Source organism: Metabacillus lacus (genome assembly GCF_009674805.1).
GTDB lineage: Bacteria > Bacillota > Bacilli > Bacillales > Bacillaceae > Metabacillus_C > Metabacillus_C lacus.
The window spans coordinates 1-16,575 of sequence record NZ_WKKI01000001.1; the positions used below are offsets into that span (position 1 = coordinate 1).

Genomic DNA, 16,575 nt, shown 5'->3' on the forward strand with positions numbered 1-16,575 from the left:
TAAGGCTTCTAACCGTCGGTGCAACGGGATAGCCTAATCCATAACTAGCGGTTACGCTGGTGTTCTTAGGAATCCCCCACTTCAAACAGCTCGCAAGAGCAGTTAAGTGGCGGGTAGTTCAATTCTTTCCTTAGTTCATACAAATGATAAGGATTAACCTTATCATGCAGTGTCATGGCGATCCTTTTTTCTTTATGAAAAATCCCAATATTATACTTGGCATACGCTTCATAAAAAGAAGGATATGCTGCACAATAGAGAGGAAAAGGAGTGGAACATGATGGATGTTAACAATAACGAAAAAGCGATACTGGAACACGCTCTTACAAGTGCCATTCTGAACAGTTCAGATTATGCAGAAATAGAACAGTATCAACTCTTGCTGACTAAATTTAAGACAGCACAAGATGAGGATGGGTTCCGCTACGATTATGACAATTAAGCCAGTTCATTCTCTGATCGTATAGGAAAGGTGCCGCTTTTCTCACTCTATAAGAGAGGAAGGCGGTAATATGATATATCACTGTTCATTATTAAATGTTACATTATAACGAATTGATACATAACATTATTATGTAAACTAGATAGAATATATCTAAGGAGATGGGAGGGACCATGATTGACAAACATATATATTATGGCGGGAGGGACCATGATTGACAAACATATATATTATGGCGGGAGGGCCATCTTCCTTATTACCCCCGCTTGAGACTTATATTGATGAAGAAGCAATCTGGATCGGAGTAGATCGTGGTGTGCTTTATCTTTTGGAAAATGGAATTATCCCTGTACGGGGATTTGGAGATTTTGATTCCATTACCGAGGCTGAAAGAGAGTATTTACATAATTATGTTCCCCATTTATCCGTTTTTCCTGCTGAGAAAGATACAACAGATACGGAGCTCGCTCTTCAGTGGGCTGTGAATCAAAACCCGGACAGAATCTACATATTCGGGGCAACTGGAGGAAGACTGGATCATCTGTTTGCAAATGTGCAGCTGCTATCTTCGGATTTGTATGTTGGGGCTGACATTACTTTAATAGATACTTTAAATGAAGTTTCTGTTCATGTACCGGGCTCATATGAAGCAGAGCTGCTGGAAAACTTTCCGTATATTTCTTTCGTTCCTATTTCAGCTGAAGTGGAAAACCTGACCCTTGAAGGATTTAAATATCCACTTAAAAATTGTCATATAAGCATGGGCTCAACACTATGTATTAGTAATGAACTTGTTGCATCAAAAGGTACTTTTTCATTTACTAATGGCATATTAATGATGGTAAGAAGCAGAGATTAATAGCTTGGCTGAAATCAATATTTGCAGTATCCGTCGTACCGGGGCTTCTTTCCAAGGCCCGAACGACTTCAATGATTGATGGGTTGAGGAGGGTAATGATGAAATTTTATACGATCAAGCTGCCGAAGTTTCTGGGGGGAATTATCAAGGCAATGCTAGGTTCCTTTAAAAAAGAATAAGAAAAAAGCACCGGAGTTCCGGTGCTTTTTTCTAGCTCTTGCAAGAGCAGAGTTGTAAGATTAAACGCGTTCAACTTTACCGGATTTCAAAGCGCGAGTTGATACATATACGCGTTTTGGTTTACCGTCAACTAAAATACGAACTTTTTGAAGGTTTGCACCCCAAGTGCGTTTGTTAGCGTTCATTGCGTGAGAACGAGCATTTCCAGAACGAGTCTTTCTGCCAGTGATTGCGCATTTACGTGCCATTTTATTCCCTCCTAACTACAAAACCGTTAACAATTTATAGGTTCATGTGCGTTTCGTCATGAGATACTTTAATAATTTATCACAACTGCCTGTAGATTTCAATAGTTAGCTTTCAAGAAATTATCCTTGACATACATGTTCTGGTTATGATGTATAATAATATAGGTGTAAATGTCATGAGATATGGCTGTGCAGGCTTTTAAAATAAACAGTACTATAGTAAAATGTCTATAGCCTACGGAATTCATACAAAAGGGGGATTCAGCATGTCCATCGAACTAAAAACAAAGTACGGACAAATTGATATTTCGAATGATGTCATCGCAACTGTAGCCGGCGGTGCTGCAATAGATTGTTATGGCATTGTTGGAATGGCTTCTAAAAACCAAATTAAAGATGGAATTACGGAAATCCTGCGGAGAGAGAATTTCAGCAAGGGTGTTATTGTACGACAGGAAGAGGATGCTATTCACATTGATATGTATATTATCGTCAGCTACGGTACAAAAATTTCTGAAGTTGCTCATAATGTTCAGACAAAAGTGAAATATACACTGGATAAAACAGTGGGACTAGCAGTAGATTCTGTAAATATTTTTGTACAGGGAGTTCGTGTTACGAACCCGTAGTAAGGAGGAAAAGTCAGTGTCTATTACAAGGTTGAATGGAAATCGTTTTGCGGAGATGATTTTGCAGGGTGCCAATCATTTATCCAACAATGCTAAATATGTGGATTCGCTTAACGTGTTTCCGGTTCCGGATGGAGATACAGGAACGAATATGAACCTGTCTATCACTTCTGGAGCAAAAGAGGTGAAAAACAATGTGTCTGGACACATTGGGAAGGTAGGAACGGCTCTTTCAAGAGGACTGTTAATGGGAGCGAGGGGCAACTCAGGAGTTATCCTGTCACAGTTGTTCAGAGGCTTTGCAAAATCGATTGAAAGCAAAGAAACGATTAACAGCAAAGAGTTTGCAAATGCTTTTCAGGCAGGTGTCAATACGGCCTACAAAGCGGTTATGAAGCCTGTTGAAGGCACGATACTGACTGTTGCAAAGGATGCTGCACGAAAAGCAGTAGAAGCTGCTCAGAACGAGGAAAATATTATAAAGGTGATGGAGCTGACTTTAAAGGAAGCGAAGGCTTCTTTGGACAGAACACCGGATCTGCTGCCTGTTTTAAAGGAAGTAGGAGTCGTAGACAGCGGCGGTCAGGGTCTTGTTTATGTTTATGAAGGTTTTCTGGCTGAACTGAAAGGGGAAAAAGTTCCTGGAGCACCGGTTTCTATGCCTTCATTAAATGACCTTGTCAGTGCTGAACATCACAGAAGCTTAAGCAGCGTCAGCACAGCGGAAATTGAGTTCGGCTACTGTACTGAATTTATGGTGAAATTCGAAGAAGATAAACTAACATTTGCCGAGGATGCTTTCCGCAATGAAATTAGTGAATACGGCGATTCTCTTTTGGTGATCTCAGATGAAGAGGTCGTTAAGGTGCATATACATGCGGAAGAGCCTGGTAAGGTACTTACATACGCTCAAAAATACGGCAGTTTAATTAATATGAAGATTGAAAATATGCGTGAGCAGCATTCTGCTATGCTGGATGAATCCAGAAGCTCAAGCCCTCAGGAATCACCTGAGAAGCGTGAGAAGAAGGAATATGGCATTATTACTGTAACAATGGGTTCAGGGATTGCAGAACTTTTCAGGAGCATCGGAGCCCATTCAGTGATTGAAGGTGGCCAGACGATGAATCCGAGTACGGAAGATATTGTCCAGGCTATTCGAGATGTTCATGCAAAAAACATTATCATCCTTCCGAATAACTCCAATATTATTATGGCCGCTCAGCAGGCCGCTTCGGTTGTAGATGAAAATGTAGTTGTTGTTCCAACCAAAACAGTTCCACAGGGAATGGCTGCTCTATTAGCTTTTAATCCTTCTGGAGACATAGGTGAAAACGAAGGGTTAATGAGTGAGGCACTCTCGCACGTAAAAACGGGACAAATCACTTATGCAGTAAGAGATACACAAATCGATGGGCTCGATATCGAAAAAGATGATTTTATGGGAATTAACAATGGCAAAATTGTCATTAAAGACAAAGAGCAGCTTGGCGCAGCTGTAAAGCTTCTGGAGAACATGCTTTCTGAAGACGACGAAATACTGACGATTCTCCAGGGTGAAGATGTTTCAGATGAAGAGCTGCAAGGGCTTTTAAGTTATATAGAAGAAAATTTTGAAGATGTAGAAGTGGAAACTCACAAAGGCAAACAACCTTTATATTCTTACATCTTCTCAATAGAGTAATCGGGAAAAGGAGGGGCTGTGCCCTTCCTTTTCTTTTTGCCGACAGGAAGTCGGACAGTCATGCGTTGCCATAGGATGTGGCGCTCTTAGCATGATTTCGTTTATGCGGTGCGCTTTTCTACATTGTCCAGCTCCACCGGCTAGGCCTTCGAGGTCATAAGCTGTCTTGGCCAAAAGGTCAAAGAACGACCTTCCGTCCAAGCCATCTTATGCTTGTCAGGCCTGAGCAAGCCGGTTCCGCTTTTCGTTATTGTCCAGCTCCAGGCGCCAGCCCTTCGAGGTCATAAGCCAATCCGGCCTGAAGGTAAAAGAACAACCTTCATTCCGGCTCGTCTTATGCTTGTCAGGGCTGAGCAGGCGCCTTCCGCTTTTCTTTTTGTCCAGCTTCAGGCGCCAACGGCTCGAGGTCATAAGCTGTCTTTGCCATAAGGGCAAAGAGCGCCCTTCCGTCCAAGCCATCTTATGCTTGTCGCCGCTGAGCAGGCGCCTTCCGCTTTTCTTATTGTCCAGCTCCAGGCGCCAGCCCTTCGAGGTCATAAGCCAATCACCTCAAAAAGGCAAAGTGCGCCTTTTAGAGGTGCTCGTCTTATGCTTGTCAGGGCTGAGCAGGCGCCTTCCGCTTTTCTTGATACTCTGCTAAAATAAGATTGGGTTAGTTTGGGTTTTGATGGCAAGGCAGAGAGGGGGAAATTGTGTGAAGTATAGAAGTGTATTTGATATAATTGGTCCGGTCATGATTGGTCCTTCCAGTTCACATACTGCAGGCGCAGCCAGGATTGGCAGGGTAGCAAGGAGTTTGTTTGGGAGGGAACCAAAGTGGGCTGCTATTTCATTTTACGGCTCTTTCGCCAAGACATACCGCGGACATGGCACAGATATTGCAATTGTCGGCGGCATTATGGATTTTGATACATTTGATGAAAGAATAAAAACGTCCCTTTCCATTGCAAAGGAAAAGGGCATGAAGATATCGTTTGTGGAAGAAGATGCGGTCACAGACCATCCCAATACGGCAAGGGTGATAATTGGTGATGATCAGGGACAGCTGGAGCTTGTAGGTATCTCTATAGGCGGGGGCAAAATAGAAATAACAGAGTTGAATGGTTTTGAACTGAAGCTGTCAGGCAATCATCCTGCTATCCTTGTTGTTCACAACGATAGATTTGGTGCGATTGCGGCAGTGGCGAATGTACTTGCCAAGTACGCAATTAATATAGGACATATGGAAGTGGCAAGAAAAGAAAAAGGAAAGCTTGCTCTTATGACCATTGAAGTAGATCAGAATATAGGAACAAATATACTAGATGAGCTGAAAACACTGCCTAATATTCTGCAGGTGACCAAGATAGCTGATTAGTGTAAAAGGGGAGGATAACATGTTTCGAAATGTTGCAGAGCTTGTGGATCTTGCAGAAAGCAGAGGAATTAAAATTGCACAGGTCATGCTCGAACAGGAAGCAGAAGTAACAGGCAGAACAAAGGAGGAGATTTTTGCCCAGATGGACAAAAATCTTCGTGTTATGGAGGATGCCGTCGAGAAGGGGCTTGCGGGTGTAAAATCCCATTCAGGCCTCACAGGCGGAGATGCTGTGCTGCTTCAAACTTATATTCAAAAGGGGAATTTTCTTTCCGGAAAACCCATTTTGGATGCTGTCAGCAAAGCGGTCGCAACAAACGAAGTTAACGCCGCAATGGGAACGATCTGCGCAACTCCCACTGCCGGCTCAGCGGGTGTAGTGCCCGGCACTTTGTTTGCGGTAAGGGATACATTGAATCCGTCCAGGGAAGAAATGGTCGAATTTTTATTCACATCAGGAGCATTCGGCTTTGTTGTGGCTAACAATGCCTCTATTTCAGGTGCTGCCGGAGGATGTCAGGCTGAAGTGGGAAGTGCCAGCGGGATGGCTGCGGCAGCGATTGTTGAATTGGCAGGCGGAACGCCAAGCCAGGCAGCTGAGGCTATGGCGATTACCCTTAAAAACATGCTGGGGCTGGTTTGTGACCCGGTTGCAGGCCTTGTAGAGGTGCCTTGTGTGAAAAGAAATGCAATGGGTGCTGCCAACGCGATGGTTGCAGCTGATATGGCATTAGCTGGTGTAACCAGCAGAATTCCGTGTGATGAAGTGATTGATGCGATGTTCCGGATAGGGCAGTCTATGCCCACCGCATTAAAAGAAACGGCGCAGGGAGGTTTAGCGGCTACGCCAACAGGTCGTGAGCTGGAAGCGAAGATCTTTGGCATATCGCTCAGCAAAGGTGAACAATAAATTACAACAGCAAGTATCGGTCGTGAAGGGTGTAGGCGGCGAAACAGAGCTGGCCCTCAACGATATGGGTGTTCAAACCATACATGACCTGTTATGGTGCTTTCCTTTCCGCTATGAAGATCACCGCCGGAGGGATCTTGCAGAGGTAAAGCATAATGAACAGGTGACAGTGGAAGGGAAGGTTCATAGCGAGCCTTCTCTTGTGTATTACGGAAAAAAGAAATCAAGATTGACATTTCGTGTTCTCACTGGAAGATATTTGATTTCCGCTGTTTGCTTTAACCGGCCTTATTATAAACAAAAGCTGGATATTCAGAGTATTGTTACAGTCAGCGGAAAGTGGGATAAAAACCGCCAGACAATTACAGTGTCTGAGCTCACTTTTGGTCCACAGCAAAAGCAGCAGGAAATTGATCCTGTTTATTCAGTAAAAGGGACAGTTACTCCAAAAGCATTCAAGCGCTATGTAACTGCGGCTGTTTCTGCTTACGGCAAAGAGGTGCCGGAGATTCTTCCTGACGGGCTGCTGTCTCAGTATAAACTAATGGGCAGGAGCGAAGCCCTTCAAATCATGCATTTTCCCTTAAGCCACGAAGATCTGAAACAGGCTAGAAGACGCTTCGTTTATGAAGAATTTTTACTGTTTCAGCTGAGAATGCAGATGCTCAGAAAAATACAGCGGGAACAAACTTCTGGAAGCAGCCAGGTTTTTTCTGAAGAAGCTTTGAATGCTTTCACCGGACAGCTGCCATTCCCATTGACGGGCGCTCAAAATAGGGTGATAGGGGAAATTCTGGCTGATATGAAACATCCATTCAGAATGAACCGGCTGCTGCAGGGTGATGTAGGATCGGGGAAAACCGTTGTTGCCGCAATTGCTCTTTATGCCTCAATTCTGGCAGGGAACCAGGGAACGCTGATGGTGCCGACTGAAATTCTGGCTGAGCAGCATGCTGATTCACTTGCTGAGTTGTTTCAGCAATATCCTGTAAGGATTGCTTTGTTGACCAGCTCTGTAAAAGGTAAAAAGCGCAGGGAACTTCTGCAGCGCCTTCAGGCCGGGGAAATTGATATACTGGTAGGAACGCACGCACTGATTCAGCCGGAAGTTAATTTTTCCAAGCTCGGGCTTGTGATCACAGATGAGCAGCACAGGTTTGGAGTGGAGCAGCGGCGTGTGCTCAGGGAAAAAGGGGAGCATCCTGATGTCCTATTTATGACTGCAACACCTATCCCAAGGACACTTGCTATTACAGCTTTTGGTGAAATGGATGTTTCGGTTATCGACGAACTTCCAGCAGGAAGAAAGAAAATAGAAACATACTGGGTTAAACACGATATGCTTGACCGTATTCTTCAGTTTATAGACAAAGAATTAGAAAGCGGAAGACAAGCTTATGTCATTTGCCCTCTGATTGAAGAATCGGAAAAGCTTGATTATCAAAATGCAGTTGATGTGCACAGTATGCTTCATCATCATTTTCAGGGTAAATGGAAAACAGGGCTGATGCATGGAAAGCTGTCTCCGGCAGAAAAGGACGAAGTAATGAGGTCTTTCAGTGCAAATGCAGTACAAATTCTCGTCTCTACTACTGTTGTAGAGGTAGGTGTGAATGTGCCTAATGCAACGGTTATGGTGATTTATGATGCCGAGAGATTTGGATTGTCACAGCTTCATCAGCTGCGGGGCAGGGTTGGAAGAGGAAGTGAGCAGTCATACTGCATTCTTCTGGCGGATCCCAAGTCGGAAGCCGGTAAGGAAAGAATGGGGATCATGACTGAAACCAATGATGGATTCGTGCTTTCTGAACGAGATCTAGAACTGCGGGGGCCGGGCGATTTTTTTGGCAAAAAGCAAAGCGGCCTTCCTGAGTTTAAGGTTGCTGATATGGTGCATGATTACCGGGCGCTGGAGGTTGCCAGGACGGATGCTGCCATGCTTGTAGAGTCAGAAGCTTTCTGGCAGGATCCTCAGTATGAGGCCCTCAGACAGTCACTGGAAACAGGTGTCCTTCAAGGAGAAAAGCTAGATTAATAGGTTGGCGGGGGGCAGAATTTGTTGCATTCTGCCCTATGTCATTATATACTACTTTTAGTACCTAGTCTTAATAGTACGGATGGTGTTTGCAGAATATGAGAAAAAATAAGAAGGAAAGACAGCGGCTCCTGAAAGAGACAATTACCGGGACGCCATTTATCACGGACGAAGAGCTTGCAGAGAAGTTTCAAGTGAGCATACAAACAATCAGGCTCGACCGGCTGGAGCTGTCCATTCCGGAATTAAGAGAACGCATTAAGCATGTTGCCGAGAAAAACATGGAAGATGAAGTAAAGTCCCTGCCGCTTGATGAAGTCATCGGTGACGTCATTGACCTGGAGCTTGATACTTCGGCAATCTCCATTTTTGAAGTGAAGGAAGAACATGTTTTCAGCAGAAATAAAATTGCGAGAGGGCACCATTTGTTTGCTCAGGCAAACTCGCTTGCAGTAGCTGTTATAGATGATGAGCTCGCTCTTACCAGCAAAGCTTATATCAAATTTACAAGGCAGGTTAAGCAGGGGGAACGGGTAGTTTCAAAAGCGAAGGTTGCTGAAATCAGCTTGGAAAATGGCAGAACTGTGGTGGATGTGAACAGCTATGTGGGGAAAGAACTTGTGTTTTCCGGAGAATTTATGATGTTCAGATCAAATACAAATAAAGGATGAAATACATATGAAAATCGCTATAGATGCAATGGGCGGAGACAATGCTCCCCAGGCTGTAATTGAGGGAACAATGAAAGCTGCAGGGGCTTTTCCAGACCTGGAGATTACACTGGTTGGCAACGAGAGTATCATAAACCAATACTTAACAAATAATGAGAGAATATCAGTTATACATACGGAAGAAGTAATAGAAGCTGAAGATGAGCCTGTAAGAGCAGTGAGAAGAAAGAAGCAGGCTTCCATGGTCCTCATGGCAAATGAAGTAAAGGAAGGAAGAGCTGCAGCCTGTATATCAGCAGGAAACACAGGAGCCTTGATGACTGCAGGCTTGTTCATAGTTGGGAGAATACAAGGAATAGAGAGGCCCGCCCTGTCGCCGACTCTGCCAACAATAGATGGAAAAGGATTTCTTCTGCTTGATGTTGGTGCAAATGTGGATGCGAGGGCTGAACATCTGCAGCAATATGCTGTAATGGGTTCTATCTATGCTGAAAAAGTAAGGGGAATAACTAAGCCGAGAGTAGGGCTTTTAAATGTGGGAACTGAGGAGAAAAAGGGCAATGAGTTAACAAGACAGGCCTTTCAGCTCCTATCAGAAACGGAAGATATCAATTTTATTGGAAATGTGGAGTCAAGAGATCTTCTTGAAGGAGCAGCAGATGTTGTAGTAACAGACGGATTTACCGGTAATGTAGCTTTAAAAACAATAGAGGGAACAGCTCTTTCTGTATTCTCAATGCTGAAAGGTGCTTTAACCAGCAGTATGAAATCAAAGCTTGCAGCAGCGGTATTAAAGCCTCAGCTGAAAGAAATAAAAAATCAGATGGATTATTCCGAGTACGGAGGTGCTGCTTTATTTGGGCTAAAGGCGCCGGTAATTAAAGCTCACGGTTCCTCAGATGCAAATGCCATTTATAATGCGATTCGCCAGACAAGGGATATGGCAGCCAATTCTGTTGCAGAAACGATAGCACATGCAGTTGAACGAAATGAGGAAGTGCCTAAATAATCGATAGAAAGAGGGGAGAAAGATGAGCGGTATTGGATTTTTATTTCCAGGCCAGGGCTCCCAGGCAGTGGGAATGGGACAGGAGTTCTATCGCGAGGGAGACGTTTCAAAAGGGATTTTTGACAAAGCAGACGAAAGACTGGGCTATTCCCTATCTTCGCTGATGTTTGATGGGCCTCAAGATACCCTGACTTTGACATACCATGCACAGCCAGCTTTGCTGACTGCCAGTACTGCAATTCTTCAAGAGGTAAAAAAAGCAGGCATACAGCCGGATTTTACTGCCGGTCACTCGCTGGGAGAATACAGCGCCCTTGTCGCAGCAGGGGTATTATCATTTGAAGATGCTGTTTATGCTGTCAGAAAGCGGGGAGAGTTGATGGATCAAGCAGTTCCTGCGGGACAGGGGGCGATGGCTGCTGTACTGGGTCTTTCAGCATCTGACCTTCAGGAAGTGACTCAAACTGTCACTTCGCAGGGAAAAGTTGTCCAGCTTGCTAATTTGAATTGCCCGGGTCAAATCGTGATATCCGGAACAGCTGAAGGTGTAAATGCAGCATGCAGCCTTGCAAAAGAAAAGGGTGCAAAGAGAACCATTCCGCTCGTAGTCAGCGGGCCGTTTCATTCAAGCCTGATGAAGCCGGCAGCTGAGGAGTTTCAAAAGGTGCTGAATACAATCAGCTTTCACGATGCTTCTGTTAAAGTAATTTCTAATGTTTCGGCACAGCCGGTCATCAGCTCGAGTGATATTGTGGATTCTCTTATCAAACAGCTGTATTCCCCTGTACGCTGGGAAGAATCAATAAAGTACATGCTGAATGAGGGCGTTACGACATTTGTTGAAATCGGTCCTGGGAAAGTGCTGTCAGGGCTGGTGAAGAAAATAGACAGAGAAACCGAGGTACTATCCATACATAACAAAGATTCTTTTGCGCTTGCGATGGATAAGCTTAAGGAGGAAGTGTAAATGTTGAATGGGAGTGTGGCACTGGTTACAGGTGCATCCAGGGGTATAGGACGGTCAATAGCGCTGGAACTTGCTAAGCGGGGTGCGGATGTCGCTGTAAATTATGCAGGAAGCGAAGAAAAAGCAAATGAAACTGTTCGCGAAATAACAGCCCTTGGCCGCAGAGCAATTGCAATACGGTGTGATGTCTCTAAAGCAGAAGAAGTACAGGATATGGTAAAGCAAACGATCGAGCATTTTGGGAAATTAGATATTGCCGTTAATAATGCGGGAATTACGAAGGATAATCTGCTGATGAGGATGAAGGAAAATGAATGGGATGATGTAATAAACATTAACCTGAAGGGTGTTTTCCTTGTAACAAAAGCAGTCACCCGGCAAATGATGAAACAGAGGTACGGCCGGATTATTAATATTGCTTCCATTGTCGGTGTCAGCGGAAATCCCGGACAGGCAAATTATGTCGCTGCTAAAGCGGGAGTAATCGGACTGACAAAAACCTCTGCAAAAGAGCTCGCCAGCAGAAATATCACTGTAAATGCCGTAGCACCCGGCTTTATCTCTACAGATATGACAGAAAAGCTGCCACCTGAGGTCAAGGAGGAAATGCTCAGGCAAATCCCTCTTGCACGCCTGGGAGAGCCTGAAGATGTAGCGAATTTGACAGCTTTTCTTGCATCGGGAGAGGGTTCTTATATTACTGGGCAGACCTTCCATGTCGACGGCGGAATGGTTATGTAAAAACTCCTGCTTCAACTGGTTTTTTCGGAAAGAATCATCTATAATACTTGAGGGGAGGTGAATGCAATGGCAGAAGTATTGGACCGCGTAACAAAGATAATCGTTGACCGCTTAGGAGTGGACGAGGCCCAAGTTAAATTGGAATCTTCTTTTAAAGATGATCTTGGTGCGGATTCCCTTGATGTGGTTGAACTTGTAATGGAACTCGAAGATGAGTTTGATATGGAAATTTCCGATGAGGAAGCAGAGAACATTTCAACAGTGGGTGACGCTGTGAACTACATAAAGAGCCAAGCTTAACAGGCAGTAGAAGTCCCGCAGCTTTGCGGGGCTTTACCCCTTTTAATGCCCTTTTGGATTCACCAGTGTTTTTAGATGGAGGGTGCCTATGTCAAAACATAGCAATTACAAAGACAAGCGTTTGTACTATAAAAAAGATGAATTTAAAAAATTTCAAGAGTTAATTGGAATTTCCTTTAATAATGAAAAGCTGCTGTTCCAAGCTTTTACCCATTCATCTTATGTGAATGAGCATCGCAAAAAGCCTTATGAGGATAATGAAAGGCTTGAATTTTTAGGAGATGCGGTATTAGAACTGACAGTTTCCCAATTTTTGTTCAGCAAATATCCTACCATGAGTGAAGGAGATCTGACCAAGCTGCGCGCCGCGATTGTTTGCGAGCCTTCTCTGGTTTCCTTTGCAAATGAACTGTCATTTGGCTACCTTGTTCTTTTAGGAAAGGGTGAGGAAATGACTGGAGGGAGAGCGCGTCCTGCTTTATTGGCTGATGTGTTCGAAGCTTTCATAGGAGCTCTCTATTTGGATCAGGGATTAACTCCAGTTGTACAGTTCCTTGAAAAGGTTGTTTTTCCTAAAATTAATGATGGTGCTTTTTCTCATGTGATGGATTTTAAAAGCCAGCTTCAGGAACTTGTTCAGCGTGATAATAAAGGAGCATTGGAATATAAAATACTGCAGGAAAAAGGCCCTGCCCATAATCGTGAATTTATTGCGACAGTGTCATTGGCCGGCGAAATTCTTGGAACAGGCACGGGCAGATCTAAAAAGGAAGCCGAGCAGCATGCTGCTCAAGAGGCCCTTTCAAAACTGCAGCCTAAATAAAGAGAAATCCCCCGTAAATGGGGGATTTCTCTTTATGTTTGATATGTTAAAATATGATAGGAAAAAGGCTGCAAATATTGGCCCGGAAGCCAGTGAGCATTTTTGAGAAAACAGCAATCAATTTTTGCAGATATTAGATGGATAGGAGGGCGCTTATGTTCCTCAAACGTTTGGATATAGTTGGTTTCAAATCGTTCGCAGAACGTGTGAGTGTTGAATTTGTAAATGGTGTAACGGCTGTGGTGGGGCCGAATGGAAGCGGAAAAAGTAACATTACCGATGCCATCCGCTGGGTGCTTGGAGAACAGTCTGCCCGTTCTTTGCGGGGAGCGAAAATGGAAGACATCATTTTCGCGGGAAGCGATTCGAGAAAAGGAGTTAATATTGCCGAAGTAACGCTGACGCTTGATAACAGAGAACAGTTCCTGCCGATTGACTTCAATGAAGTGAGCATTTCACGAAGAGTATACCGTTCAGGTGAAAGTGAATACTCCATAAATAATCAAAGCTGCCGTTTAAAAGACATCATAGATTTATTCATGGACTCAGGACTTGGAAAAGAAGCTTTCTCCATAATCAGCCAGGGGAAAGTGGAAGAAATTTTAAGCAGCAAAGCAGAAGAGCGCCGCAGTATTTTTGAAGAGGCAGCCGGAGTTCTTAAATATAAAACGAGAAAGAAAAAGGCAGAGTACAAGCTTGCTGAAACACAGGAAAACCTTAACCGGGTACAGGATATTCTCCATGAACTTGAAGGCCAGATAGAGCCTTTAAAAATACAGTCTTCTGCAGCTAAGGATTATTTGGAAAAAAAGGCTGAGCTGGAAGAAGTAGAAGCTGCGCTGATTGTTTATGAAATAGAAGAGGCCCATAAATATTGGGAACATCTCACTCAGACCGTAGAGGCTGGGAAACAAAAAGAGCTTCTGATGTTATCAGACATTGGGAATAAAGAGGGCGTTCTTGAAGAGACTCGGGACAAAGTAGCTGCGCTGGATGAATCGATTGATGAACTGCAGCAGGTTCTTCTGATTGTCAGTGAAGAGCTCGAAAAGCTTGAAGGAAAAAAGGAAGTTCTCAAGGAAAGAAAAAAGAATGCCAACTCCAACAAAGCTTCACTGGAAAAAAGCATTGAAGATCTTGGAGAGCTTAATAAAAGACTGCAGCAAGAAAAAAGCCAGGAAGAGAAAGTTTTTAAAGCACTTAAGAATCAAGTGGCCGAACTGAGAAAAAACCTCTCTTCAAAACAGGCTGAAATGAAAACCTATGATGCCAACTTGGAAGAAAAGATAGAAGAGATGAAAAATGTCTATTTTGATCTTTTGAATGAACAGGTGTCTAAGCGAAATGAATCTTCATACCTGGAAGAACAGCTGCAGCAGCAGGATATGAAAAAAAACCGGCTGAAAAATAACAATCAGAGATATTTGGTGGAGCGGCAGGAATTAGAACACAAAAAGGCCGGACTTTCATCAAAACTGGAAACAGCAGGGGAACAGCTGGCTGAACATATACAAGATTTCCGATCTACACAGCAAAAGCTTGAAAGAAACAGAGAGAATTATCAAAAGCAGGAGTCAGCACTGTATAAAGCATATCAGTTTCTGCAGCAGATGCGATCGAGAAAAGAAGTGCTCGAAAACATGCAGGAGGACTACGCCGGATTTTTCCAAGGGGTAAAGGAAATTCTTAAGGCCAGAGAGTCGCTGGAGGGCATACACGGCGCCATTGCAGAGCTTGTGACAATGGACAAGGAATATGAAGCTGCAATTGAAACAGCTTTAGGCGGTGCAGCACAGCATATTGTGGTGGAGAATGAAGAATGCGGGCGAAAGAGCATAGCTTACTTGAAAAAAAATGCCTTCGGAAGAGCAACGATGCTTCCTATGAATGTTATCAAAAGCCGCAGCATAGCAAGCCATGAATACTCGTCAATAAAATCTCACCCTGCCTTTATCGGCGTGGCTTCTGAGCTGACAAATTACAATGAGCGTTACCGGAATGTGATCGGCAATCTGCTTGGTGCTGTCATTATTACAAAAGATCTTAAGGGGGCTAACGAGCTTGCCAGATTAACAGGCTACAAGATTAGATTTGTCACGCTGGAAGGTGATGTAGTAAATCCGGGCGGTTCAATGACCGGAGGAGCTGTTAAGCAGAAAAACAACTCTTTGCTCAGCCGAAGCCGGGAACTGGAAGATGTGAAATCTAAACTAACCGATATGGAAAGCAAGACAGCTTCTCTCGAGGACGCTGTAAAATCTCTAAAGAGTTCTATTTCACTGCTGGAAGCAAAGCTGGACGAAATGAGAACAAGAGGAGAAAATCTCCGTATGCAGGAGCAGTCCCTTCAAGGTGAAATGAGAGAGCTGCTGCTCAGCGAAAGAAATGTAAATGACCATCTGTCAATTTACGATGCTGAAAGAGCCTCGTTTCAAGAAGATTTTGAGAAGGCCTCCTTAAGAAAAGAGGAGCTTGCTGCAGAGCTTGAAGATATTAACCTCCGCATTCTGGCTGGAGACCGTGAAATTCAGGAGCTGACTGCAAAAAAAAATCAGCAGCAAACCTCAAGGCAGGAACTTCAGCAGAACATCACGGATATCAAAGTTCTGCTGGCTTCTAAGGAACAAACTCTTTTTAATCAAAGAGCAACTGTTGTCAGACTTGCTGATTCAGAAAAGGAAGCAGCTATGAAACTTTCTGCAGCCTCTGAAGATCTTGCTTACATTAACGGTGAAATGACTACAAGCAAATCTGGTGAGGAAAACCTTGAAGAAGCAGCAGAGCAAAAGCAGAAAGATAAATCCAAAACAATGGAATTAATAACGTCAAGAAGAGAAGAACGTCTGGGACTTCAAGCCTCCCTTGATCATCAGGAGGCAGGCTTAAAAGAGGAAAAACGGCTGCACAGGCAAACGGTGAACTGGCTGAAGGATGAAGAATTAAAACTGGCAAGAGTGGACGTGGAACTTGATAATCTATTACAACATCTTCGTCAGGAATATCTATTAACCTTTGAAGCAGCTAAAGAGAAACACAGTCTGAAAGTTCAACCTGATGATGCAAGAAGAAGCGTGAAGTTAATTAAGCTGGCAATAGAAGAGCTCGGCACAGTGAATCTGGGTGCTATTGACGAGTATGACCGAGTTTCAGAGAGGTTTAATTTTCTTTCTGAGCAAAGAGAGGATTTGCTCCTTGCAAAACAAACGCTGTATGATGTGATTGGAGAAATGGATGAAGAAATGAAGAAGCGGTTTATGACCACCTTCACGCAAATCCGCTCCCACTTTGAAAGCGTCTTTCAGGCGATGTTCGGGGGAGGAAGAGCAGAACTGAAGCTGACCGATCCTTCAGATATTCTTCATACCGGTGTTGATATTATCGCTCAGCCTCCAGGGAAAAAACTGCAGAACTTGGGGCTTTTATCCGGAGGAGAACGGGCATTAACAGCGATTGCCCTTCTGTTTTCCATTTTGAAAGTCCGGCCTGTTCCTTTCTGTGTTCTTGATGAAGTGGAAGCAGCGCTTGACGAAGCAAATGTTCACCGTTTTGCACAATATCTTAAGAAATTCAGCAAAGACACCCAGTTCATTGTTATCACTCACCGAAAGGGAACAATGGAAGAGGCGGATGTGCTGTATGGAGTCACTATGCAGGAATCCGGCGTGTCCAAGCTAGTCTCGGTCAGGCTGGAAGAAACGAAAGAATTGATAGCGACATAGC

17 protein-coding genes are annotated in these 16,575 nt (G+C 43.9%); 15 read left to right on the top strand and 2 right to left on the bottom strand.

Annotated features, from left to right (window positions below; all coding sequences use genetic code 11):
- Window positions 1-277 precede the first annotated feature (277 nt).
- From GJU40_RS00005 to spoVM, 3 genes are all read left to right on the top strand, one after another.
- The gene (locus GJU40_RS00005; protein ID WP_154305612.1) at window positions 278-442 is read left to right on the top strand and encodes a hypothetical protein; all 165 of its coding nucleotides are present in this window, start codon (window positions 278-280) and stop codon (window positions 440-442) included.
- A 214-nt stretch (window positions 443-656) separates the two neighbouring features.
- A complete protein-coding gene (locus GJU40_RS00010; protein WP_246188229.1) occupies window positions 657-1,301 on the top strand; it encodes a thiamine diphosphokinase in 645 nt (214 codons plus the stop codon).
- 98 nt (window positions 1,302-1,399) lie between these two features.
- The gene (gene spoVM, locus GJU40_RS00015) at window positions 1,400-1,480 is read left to right on the top strand and encodes a stage V sporulation protein SpoVM (RefSeq protein WP_066417706.1); all 81 of its coding nucleotides are present in this window, start codon (window positions 1,400-1,402) and stop codon (window positions 1,478-1,480) included.
- 60 nt (window positions 1,481-1,540) lie between these two features.
- Here the strand turns inward: spoVM and rpmB are convergent, their stop codons facing one another.
- A complete protein-coding gene (gene rpmB, locus GJU40_RS00020) occupies window positions 1,541-1,729 on the bottom strand; it encodes a 50S ribosomal protein L28 (RefSeq protein WP_154305618.1) in 189 nt (62 codons plus the stop codon).
- 266 nt (window positions 1,730-1,995) lie between these two features.
- Between rpmB and GJU40_RS00025 the strand changes: the two genes are divergently transcribed.
- Window positions 1,996-2,358: an Asp23/Gls24 family envelope stress response protein gene (locus GJU40_RS00025; protein WP_154305620.1), complete on the top strand. Its 363-nt coding sequence runs from the start codon at window positions 1,996-1,998 to the stop codon at window positions 2,356-2,358.
- 16 nt (window positions 2,359-2,374) lie between these two features.
- Window positions 2,375-4,042: a DAK2 domain-containing protein gene (locus GJU40_RS00030; protein WP_343031311.1), complete on the top strand. Its 1,668-nt coding sequence runs from the start codon at window positions 2,375-2,377 to the stop codon at window positions 4,040-4,042.
- Window positions 4,043-4,258: 216 nt separating this feature from the next.
- Here GJU40_RS00030 and GJU40_RS00035 read toward each other — a convergent pair whose 3' ends face one another.
- A complete protein-coding gene (locus GJU40_RS00035; RefSeq protein WP_154305622.1) occupies window positions 4,259-4,579 on the bottom strand; it encodes a hypothetical protein in 321 nt (106 codons plus the stop codon).
- 157 nt (window positions 4,580-4,736) lie between these two features.
- Here GJU40_RS00035 and sdaAB point away from each other — a divergent pair, with 157 nt between their 5' ends.
- The 10 genes from sdaAB (at window position 4,737) to smc (ending at window position 16,574) form a co-directional block, all read left to right on the top strand.
- A complete protein-coding gene (sdaAB, locus tag GJU40_RS00040) occupies window positions 4,737-5,399 on the top strand; it encodes an L-serine ammonia-lyase, iron-sulfur-dependent subunit beta (RefSeq protein ID WP_343031312.1) in 663 nt (220 codons plus the stop codon).
- Between the two features lie 19 nt (window positions 5,400-5,418).
- Window positions 5,419-6,309 (top strand): L-serine ammonia-lyase, iron-sulfur-dependent, subunit alpha, encoded by an 891-nt coding sequence (gene sdaAA, locus GJU40_RS00045; RefSeq protein WP_154305624.1) that lies wholly within the window; start codon window positions 5,419-5,421, stop codon window positions 6,307-6,309.
- Window positions 6,299-8,344 (top strand): ATP-dependent DNA helicase RecG, encoded by a 2,046-nt coding sequence (gene recG / locus GJU40_RS00050; RefSeq protein WP_343031328.1) that lies wholly within the window; start codon window positions 6,299-6,301, stop codon window positions 8,342-8,344. Before sdaAA ends, recG begins: the two co-directional genes overlap by 11 nt.
- A 98-nt stretch (window positions 8,345-8,442) precedes the next feature.
- Window positions 8,443-9,015 carry a transcription factor FapR gene (gene fapR, locus GJU40_RS00055; RefSeq protein ID WP_154305628.1) on the top strand — a complete coding sequence of 191 codons (573 nt, stop codon included), beginning with the start codon at window positions 8,443-8,445 and terminating at the stop codon, window positions 9,013-9,015.
- Window positions 9,016-9,022: 7 nt separating this feature from the next.
- Entirely contained in the window at window positions 9,023-10,024 is a 1,002-nt protein-coding gene (gene plsX / locus GJU40_RS00060) for a phosphate acyltransferase PlsX (RefSeq protein WP_154305630.1), read from the top strand.
- A gap of 22 nt (window positions 10,025-10,046) precedes the next feature.
- Window positions 10,047-10,991 (top strand): ACP S-malonyltransferase, encoded by a 945-nt coding sequence (gene fabD, locus GJU40_RS00065; RefSeq protein WP_154305632.1) that lies wholly within the window; start codon window positions 10,047-10,049, stop codon window positions 10,989-10,991.
- The gene (gene fabG / locus GJU40_RS00070; protein ID WP_154305634.1) at window positions 10,992-11,732 is read left to right on the top strand and encodes a 3-oxoacyl-[acyl-carrier-protein] reductase; all 741 of its coding nucleotides are present in this window, start codon (window positions 10,992-10,994) and stop codon (window positions 11,730-11,732) included. It abuts the gene before it with no gap.
- Between the two features lie 66 nt (window positions 11,733-11,798).
- Complete coding sequence (acpP, locus tag GJU40_RS00075) at window positions 11,799-12,032, top strand: acyl carrier protein (protein ID WP_154305635.1); 234 nt, start codon at window positions 11,799-11,801, stop codon at window positions 12,030-12,032.
- Between the two features lie 88 nt (window positions 12,033-12,120).
- Window positions 12,121-12,855, top strand: coding sequence for a ribonuclease III (gene rnc / locus GJU40_RS00080; RefSeq protein WP_154305637.1), 735 nt, complete (start codon window positions 12,121-12,123; stop codon window positions 12,853-12,855).
- Between the two features lie 155 nt (window positions 12,856-13,010).
- Complete coding sequence (smc, locus tag GJU40_RS00085) at window positions 13,011-16,574, top strand: chromosome segregation protein SMC (protein WP_154305639.1); 3,564 nt, start codon at window positions 13,011-13,013, stop codon at window positions 16,572-16,574.
- Window position 16,575 lies beyond the last annotated feature (1 nt).